The following is a 6,610-nucleotide window of genomic DNA, read 5'->3' as shown; positions in this document are numbered from 1 at the left end:
TTCCACTGTTCGGGATAGCTTCCCGGCGGGCAAGCCTCGCCGACGATCGCGTTGACCGTGTCGGCGCGCATATCGGCGACAACATCGTCGACCGCTTCGGCGTCCATGATCTCGGCGCGCTGTTCGTAGATCACCTTGCGCTGATCGTTCATCACGTCGTCATATTCGACGACCTGCTTGCGGATGTCGTAGTTGCGCGCCTCGACCTTCTTCTGCGCGGTCTCGATCGCCTTGGACAGCCATTTGGAGCCGATCGCCTCGCCATCGGCCAGGTTGTTCTTCATCATCCGCGAGAACAGGGTATCGGGGCCGAAGATGCGCAGCAGATCGTCCTCGAGGCAGAGATAGAAGCGCGACAGACCAGGGTCGCCCTGACGGCCCGAACGGCCGCGCAGCTGGTTGTCGATGCGGCGGCTCTCGTGCCGCTCGGTGCCGAGCACGAACAGACCGCCGGCATCGAGCACCTGCTGCTTCTCGGCGGCGACCTCGGCCTTGATCCGCTCGATCGCGGCATCGCGCTCGGGCCCTTCGGGCATGTCGCGAAGCTCGTCATCGATGCGGAACTCGACATTGCCGCCAAGCTGGATGTCGGTGCCGCGGCCCGCCATGTTGGTGGCGATGGTCACCGCGCCCAGACGGCCCGCCTGCGCCACGATATGCGCTTCCTGCTCGTGGAAGCGCGCGTTGAGCACGCTGTGCTTGACGCCTTCCTTGTGCAGGAACTCGGACAGCATTTCCGACTTCTCGATCGAGACGGTGCCGACCAGAACCGGCTGGCCGGTCTCGTATTTCTCGCGGATCGCCTTGGCGATCGCCTGGAACTTGTCGGTCGTGTTCTTGTAGAACTCGTCCTCCTCGTCGATACGGCGGATCGGGTTGTTGGTCGGGATGGTGACCACGTTCATCTTGTAGATGTCGAAGAATTCGGCCGCTTCGGTCGCGGCGGTGCCGGTCATGCCCGAAAGCTTGGGATACATGCGGAAATAGTTCTGGAAGGTGATCGAGGCGAGCGTCTGATTCTCGGGCTTGATCTGCACGCCTTCCTTCGCCTCGACCGCCTGGTGCAGGCCGTTCGACCAGCGGCGGCCATCCATCATGCGCCCGGTGAACTCGTCGATGATGACGATCTGGTCGTCCTTGACGATATAGTCGATGTCGCGCTTGAACATCACATTGGCCTTGAGCGCCTGATCGAGATGGTGGACGATCTGGGTGTTCTCGACGTCGTACAGGTTGCTGCCGACCAGAAGGCCGGCCTCTTCAAGCAGCCGCTCGGCCTTTTCGGTGCCGTCCTCGGTCAGGATCACCGAGCGCGACTTCTCGTCCTTCTCGTAATCGGCCTCGTCGAGCTTGAGCACGATCGCGTTGACCGCGATGTACATTTCTGACTTGTCGTCGGTCGGGCCGGAAATGATCAGCGGGGTGCGCGCCTCGTCGATCAGGATCGAGTCGACCTCGTCGACCACCGCGAAATTGTAAGGGCGCTGCACCATCTGGCTGCGCTCGTGCTTCATGTTGTCGCGGAGGTAATCGAAGCCGAGCTCGTTGTTGGTCGCATAGGTGATGTCGGCAGCATAGGCCTCGCGCCGCTGCGTCTCGTTGAGATTGGGCACGATCACGCCGGTGGTGAGCCCCAGAAAGCGATAGACCTGGCCCATCCATTCGGCGTCGCGCGCGGCGAGATAGTCGTTCACCGTGACGACGTGCACGCCCTTGCGCTCGATCGCGTTGAGATAGCAGGCGAGCGTCGCCACCAGCGTCTTGCCCTCGCCGGTGCGCATTTCGGCGATCTCGCCGCGATGGAGCACGATGCCGCCGACCATCTGCACGTCGAAATGGCGCATGCCAAGCGTGCGGATCGAGGCTTCGCGGACCGTGGCAAAGGCTTCGGGCAGGATGTCGTCGAGCGTCTCGCCCGCTTCGAGCCGCGCGCGGAACTTGAGCGTCTGGTCGCGCAGTTCCTCGTCGGACATGGGGGATATCTGCGGCTCGAAGGCGTTGATCTTGTCGACGATCTTGAGCAGGCCTTTGACGTAACGGTCGTTGGCAGAGCCGAAAAGCGATTTGGCAATGGCGCCGAGCATGGCGGTAATTCCTTGGAAAATTTGTGAAAATGGATCGAAAGCCAGGCGCAGGCGCGCAGGTCTGGCGGTCCCCGGTCAGGACGGGGCTGTGGGCGCATCGCGGGACGCGCCGCAGGCAGGGTTTATTGGAGCAGCCGGTCCGAGCGATGGACGGTAAGCGGCGCGACGCGGATCGTGCGCGCGATCAGGCGATGCTGGCTCGGCCGCAGGGCGATGACCAGCGGCAGCAGCGTGGCGACGAGCAGCACCGCCGCGCTGATCGCGACCTGGCGGTCCTCGGCCAGGATCTGCGAGTCGCGCACCACGCCATTGCCCGCCGCCATGGCCGGCTCGGCAAGGCGAACGCCGTCGCTCACCGAGAACCCGGTCAGCAGCGCAAGCAGGGCGAGAAGCAGTTTCACGAAAATTGGGTCATCCTGATCAGCCGGTTACATAGGCAATGGCACGCCGTTCGTCCATGGTCTTGCGCGCACGGTCATGCCTGTTCGGGTTCGGACCCCAGCGCCTGAGGGTCGAAGGCCTCCGAGTCCACCGCGCCGAAGCTCAGGTGCATCCCTGCCCTCATACTGCCGGCCTCCATCTGGAGTTCCAGCCGCTCGCAATCGCGCCGGCGGAATTCCTCGACCACCCGATCGGCGACGATCGGATCAATGCCGGTGCGCAGCAACGCGGTGTGCGCGAGCTTGACCGAGGATTCGAACAGCTCGCGCTGCGCCGCCGCGATCGGCGCGAGCTTGAGCGACAGCAGCTGGCGCCGGTCGTTGGCGCGCACGAAGATCTTGGCGTCGGGAAAGGCATGCGCGATCGGCGCGATCTGGTCGGGCCCGAAATCCTTGTCGTCCATGCAGAACAGCAGCGCGCCTGCCTGTTCCGCCCCGGCGCGGCGCAACAGGTCAATGCGCGTGCCGTCGCCATAGAAGACCTTGCGGCCGAATTCGCCGCTCAATCGGATCTGGTCGGGATTGATATCGATCAGCGTGACGGAAATGCTGGCACCGGCGAAGATCTGCGCCACCGCCTGGCCGAACCGGCCATGGCCGATGACGATCGCGTTCGACTGGCGCGCCTGTTCGGGATCGACCATGTCCTCGGTGCCCGATCCGCGCACCCCGCCGAACAACCGCGTCGTCAACATCAGGAACGGCGTGGTCGCCATCGACAGCGTGACGATCGCGCCGAACCGGCTCGCGGCGGCAGGTTCGATCAGCAGCGCCGCCTGCGCCTCGGCGAACAGCACGAAGGCGAATTCGCCGCCCTGACTGAGCAGCAGGCCGAGTACGAAGGCGGCGCGGTTTTCCATGCCGAACGCCTTGGCGATGCCGAAGATGATCGCGACCTTGATCGCCACCAGCGCCAGCGCCATCGCGATGACGAACAAGGGGTCGGCCATGATCACGCCGATATCGAGCATCATGCCGACGCCGAGGAAGAACAATCCGAGCAGGATCGAACGGAACGGGTCGATATCGGCCTCGAGCTCGTGCCGGAAGGGCGAATCGGCGAGCATCACGCCCGCGATGAACGCGCCCAGGGCCGCCGACAGCCCGATCGAGTGCATCAGCGCGGCGCTGCCGAACACCGCGAACAATCCCGCGACGATGAACAGCTCGCGCTCCGCCACCTTGCCGATCAGCTTGAGCAGCGGCGCCAGGCCATAGCGCCCGGCGATCACCAGCCCGCCGATCGCGGCGACCGCATAGAGCGCGAGCAGCCAGCCCGGGGTCTGCGGCCCGGTCTGCGGCGCGCGCGACAGCGCGGCGATGATCGTCAGCAGCGGGACGATCGACAGGTCCTGGAACAGCAGGATCGAAAAGGCGCGCTCGCCGGTGGGGGTGTTCAATCGCCCCTGCGATTGCAGCAGCGGCAGCACCTGTGCGGTCGAGGACAGGGCGAGCGGCAGGCCGAGGCCGAGCGCCGCACCCCAGGTCGAACCGGTGACGAGGAAGACGAACCCGGCGAGCACCAGCCCGCACACCACCACCTGGCTCATGCCGAGCCCGAAAATGTCGCGCTTCAACTGCCACAGCCGCGCCGGGGCGAGTTCGAGCCCGACCAGGAACAGCAGCAGCACGATGCCGATCTCGGCGAAACCGACGATCAGTTCGGGATCGGCGACCAGCCCGAGCACCTGCGGCCCGATGATGATCCCGCCGACCAGATAGCCCAGCACCGCGCCGAGCCCGAGCCTGCGGAACACCAGCACGAACGCGAGCGCCGCGGCGAGCAGCACCGTGCCCGAGAGGAAGATATCGCCGCCATGTTCCATGCGTTCAGGTGTCCGTTCGGGCCGAAAGGTCGAGCGCGGCGACCGTCGCGCGCCAGGGCAACAGGATGGAACCATGCCGCGCGGGATAAGGCAAGGCGGAGGCGAGATGCTCGATCCCCGGCCATCGGCCCGGATCGGGGCGCTCGCCCGCCAGAAACGCGGCCAGATCGTCGCGCGCCGCCACCAGTGCGTCGCTGCCCTGCCCCGCGACATGGCCTGCGAGGATCGCCGTCGAGGCCTGGCCGAGCGCGCAGGCGGTCGCCTGAACGCCGAAGCGTTCGACCTGCCCTTCCCCATCGAGCGCCAGCCCCACCTTCACCACCGATCCGCAGCTTTGCGAGCGCAGTTCGGCGCGGTGCGGCAGATCGTCGGTCAGCGGGTGATCGGCGAGCGACACCGCGAGCGCGAGGATCGCGGGCGTGTACAGCACCTCAGCCATGACGGCCCCGGCGGCGCGGCTCACTCATCGCCGAGCGTCTGCTGATAGTCGTACAGGTCGACCAGTGCGGTGCCGCTGGCGTTGAGCAGCGGATAGGTGCGGCTGTCGGTGATCCATTCGGGCTGGCCCTCGTTCGGCCAGACGATGCCGTGCAGCATGGTGACGAGCAGATAGGTCAGCGTCGCCAGGATCAGCCCCTTGACCGCGCCGAAGCCGAAACCGAGCACGCGATCGATCGGGCCGAGCACCGACTTGCGTGTCCGGCTGCGCAGCGTGGTCGCGATGAGCTTTCCGATCAGATAGACGCTGAGATAGATGCCCACCAGCGCCAGCGCCGCCGCGCCCGCGTCATTGCCCACCGGCTCCTTGAGCAGCGCTGTCACCGGCGCGTGGAACAGCCGCAGCGCGAAGATGCCCGCCACCCAGGCGATCAGTGAGATCGCAGCATAGACGAAGCCGTTGAGGAAACCCAGAATCGCGCCGCCCGCAAGCAGCGTGAGGACAAGGACATCGAATGCGGTCATGGCCTGAACCGCTAGTTGCGCCCCAGCAGTTGGTCAACGAGATTTGCCAGCCGGGCATAGGAAGACAGCCGCATCCCGCCGGTATCGCCCGAGGCCTTCGCGGTCACGCTGGCGGGGACCAGCGCCTTTTCGAAGCCCAGCTTCGCCGCCTCGCGCAGGCGCAGGCCCGCATGCGCCACCGGACGCAGCTCGCCCGACAAGGCGAGTTCGCCGAACACGATCGTGCCCGAGCCCAAAGGCCGCTCGGACAGCGCCGAGACAAGCGCCGCCGCCACCGCCATGTCGGCGGCGGGATCGGACAGGCGATAGCCGCCCGCGACGTTGAGATAGACCTCCGCGGTGGAAAAGCTCAGCCCGCAGCGCGCCTCGAGCACCGCGAGCACCATCGCCAGCCGTCCCGAATCCCAGCCGACCACCGCGCGGCGCGGCGTTGCCCCGCTCGACAGCCGCACGGTGAGCGCCTGGATCTCGACCAGCACCGGCCGCGTTCCCTCGAGCGCGGGGAAGACCGAGGTGCCCGGCATCTGCGCGTCGCGGTCGCTGAGGAACAGGCTCGACGGGTTGCCGACCTCGGACAGCCCCGCCTCTTCCATCGCGAACACGCCGATCTCGTCGGTCGCGCCGAAGCGGTTCTTGATCGAGCGCAGGATGCGGTACTGATGGCTGCGCTCGCCCTCGAAGCTCATCACCGTGTCGACCATATGCTCGAGCACGCGCGGCCCCGCGATATTGCCGTCCTTGGTAACATGGCCGACCAGGATCACCGCGCAACCGCTGTCCTTGGCATAGCGGATCAGTTCCTGCGCCGAGGCGCGCACCTGGCTGACCGTACCCGGCGCGCCCTCGATCAGGTCGCTGTGCATCGTCTGGATCGAATCGATCACCAGCATCACCGGCGATTCCATGCTGCGCAGCGTCGTCAGGATGTCGCGCACCGATGTCGCCGAGGCGAGGTCGATCGGCGCGTCGGCCAGGCCCAGCCGCATCGCGCGCAGCCGCACCTGATCGGCGGCTTCCTCGCCGCTGATATAGACGATGGCATGGCCTGCGCGCGCCATGTTGGCCGAGGCCTGGAGCAGCAGGGTCGATTTGCCGATGCCCGGATCGCCGCCCATCAGCGTCGCCGATCCCGCGACCAGCCCGCCGCCCAGCGCGCGGTCGAATTCGGCAATGCCGGTCGAGATGCGCGGCGGCAGCTCGACCGCGGCATCGAGCCGCGCGAGCTGGATGCGCTGCCCGCCGGTTTGCAGGTCGTGGCGGGCCGAGAAAGCGGTGGGCGCGGCCTGTTCGACCAGCG

Annotated in this window: 6 protein-coding genes; all 6 read right to left on the bottom strand. The window is 66.5% G+C overall.

Translation table 11 applies throughout. From position 1 onward, the window contains the following. A partial coding sequence (gene secA / locus DM995_RS02815; protein WP_116968427.1) for a preprotein translocase subunit SecA occupies nucleotides 1–2,084 on the bottom strand: 2,084 nt, incomplete at its 3' end. A gap of 122 nt (nucleotides 2,085–2,206) precedes the next feature. Continuing rightward, the gene (locus DM995_RS02810) at nucleotides 2,207–2,485 is read right to left on the bottom strand and encodes a hypothetical protein (protein WP_116968426.1); all 279 of its coding nucleotides are present in this window, start codon (nucleotides 2,483–2,485) and stop codon (nucleotides 2,207–2,209) included. Nucleotides 2,486–2,559: 74 nt separating this feature from the next. After that, complete coding sequence (locus tag DM995_RS02805; protein ID WP_023837748.1) at nucleotides 2,560–4,350, bottom strand: monovalent cation:proton antiporter-2 (CPA2) family protein; 1,791 nt, start codon at nucleotides 4,348–4,350, stop codon at nucleotides 2,560–2,562. Nucleotides 4,351–4,354: 4 nt separating this feature from the next. Next, nucleotides 4,355–4,789, bottom strand: a complete 435-nt coding sequence (locus DM995_RS02800) for an iron-sulfur cluster assembly scaffold protein (RefSeq protein WP_116970297.1) — start codon at nucleotides 4,787–4,789, stop codon at nucleotides 4,355–4,357. A gap of 20 nt (nucleotides 4,790–4,809) precedes the next feature. Beyond that, the gene (locus tag DM995_RS02795) at nucleotides 4,810–5,313 is read right to left on the bottom strand and encodes a CvpA family protein (RefSeq protein WP_066276610.1); all 504 of its coding nucleotides are present in this window, start codon (nucleotides 5,311–5,313) and stop codon (nucleotides 4,810–4,812) included. Nucleotides 5,314–5,324: 11 nt separating this feature from the next. Next, nucleotides 5,325–6,610: DNA repair protein RadA (gene radA, locus DM995_RS02790; protein WP_116968424.1), on the bottom strand; the 1,286-nt coding region annotated here is incomplete at its 5' end.

Source organism: Blastomonas sp. UPD001 (assembly GCF_003426715.1).
Classification (GTDB): domain Bacteria; phylum Pseudomonadota; class Alphaproteobacteria; order Sphingomonadales; family Sphingomonadaceae; genus Blastomonas.
Note: the sequence above shows the minus strand (reverse complement) of the source record. Positions and strands in the feature narration are given on the sequence as shown.

Coding starts and splice junctions, on each gene's coding strand:
- DM995_RS02805 (WP_023837748.1), bottom strand. CDS start 4,350: ATGGAACATGGCGGCGATATCTTCCTCTCGGGCACGGTGCTGCTCGCC.
- DM995_RS02800 (WP_116970297.1), bottom strand. CDS start 4,789: ATGGCTGAGGTGCTGTACACGCCCGCGATCCTCGCGCTCGCGGTGTCG.
- DM995_RS02795 (WP_066276610.1), bottom strand. CDS start 5,313: ATGACCGCATTCGATGTCCTTGTCCTCACGCTGCTTGCGGGCGGCGCG.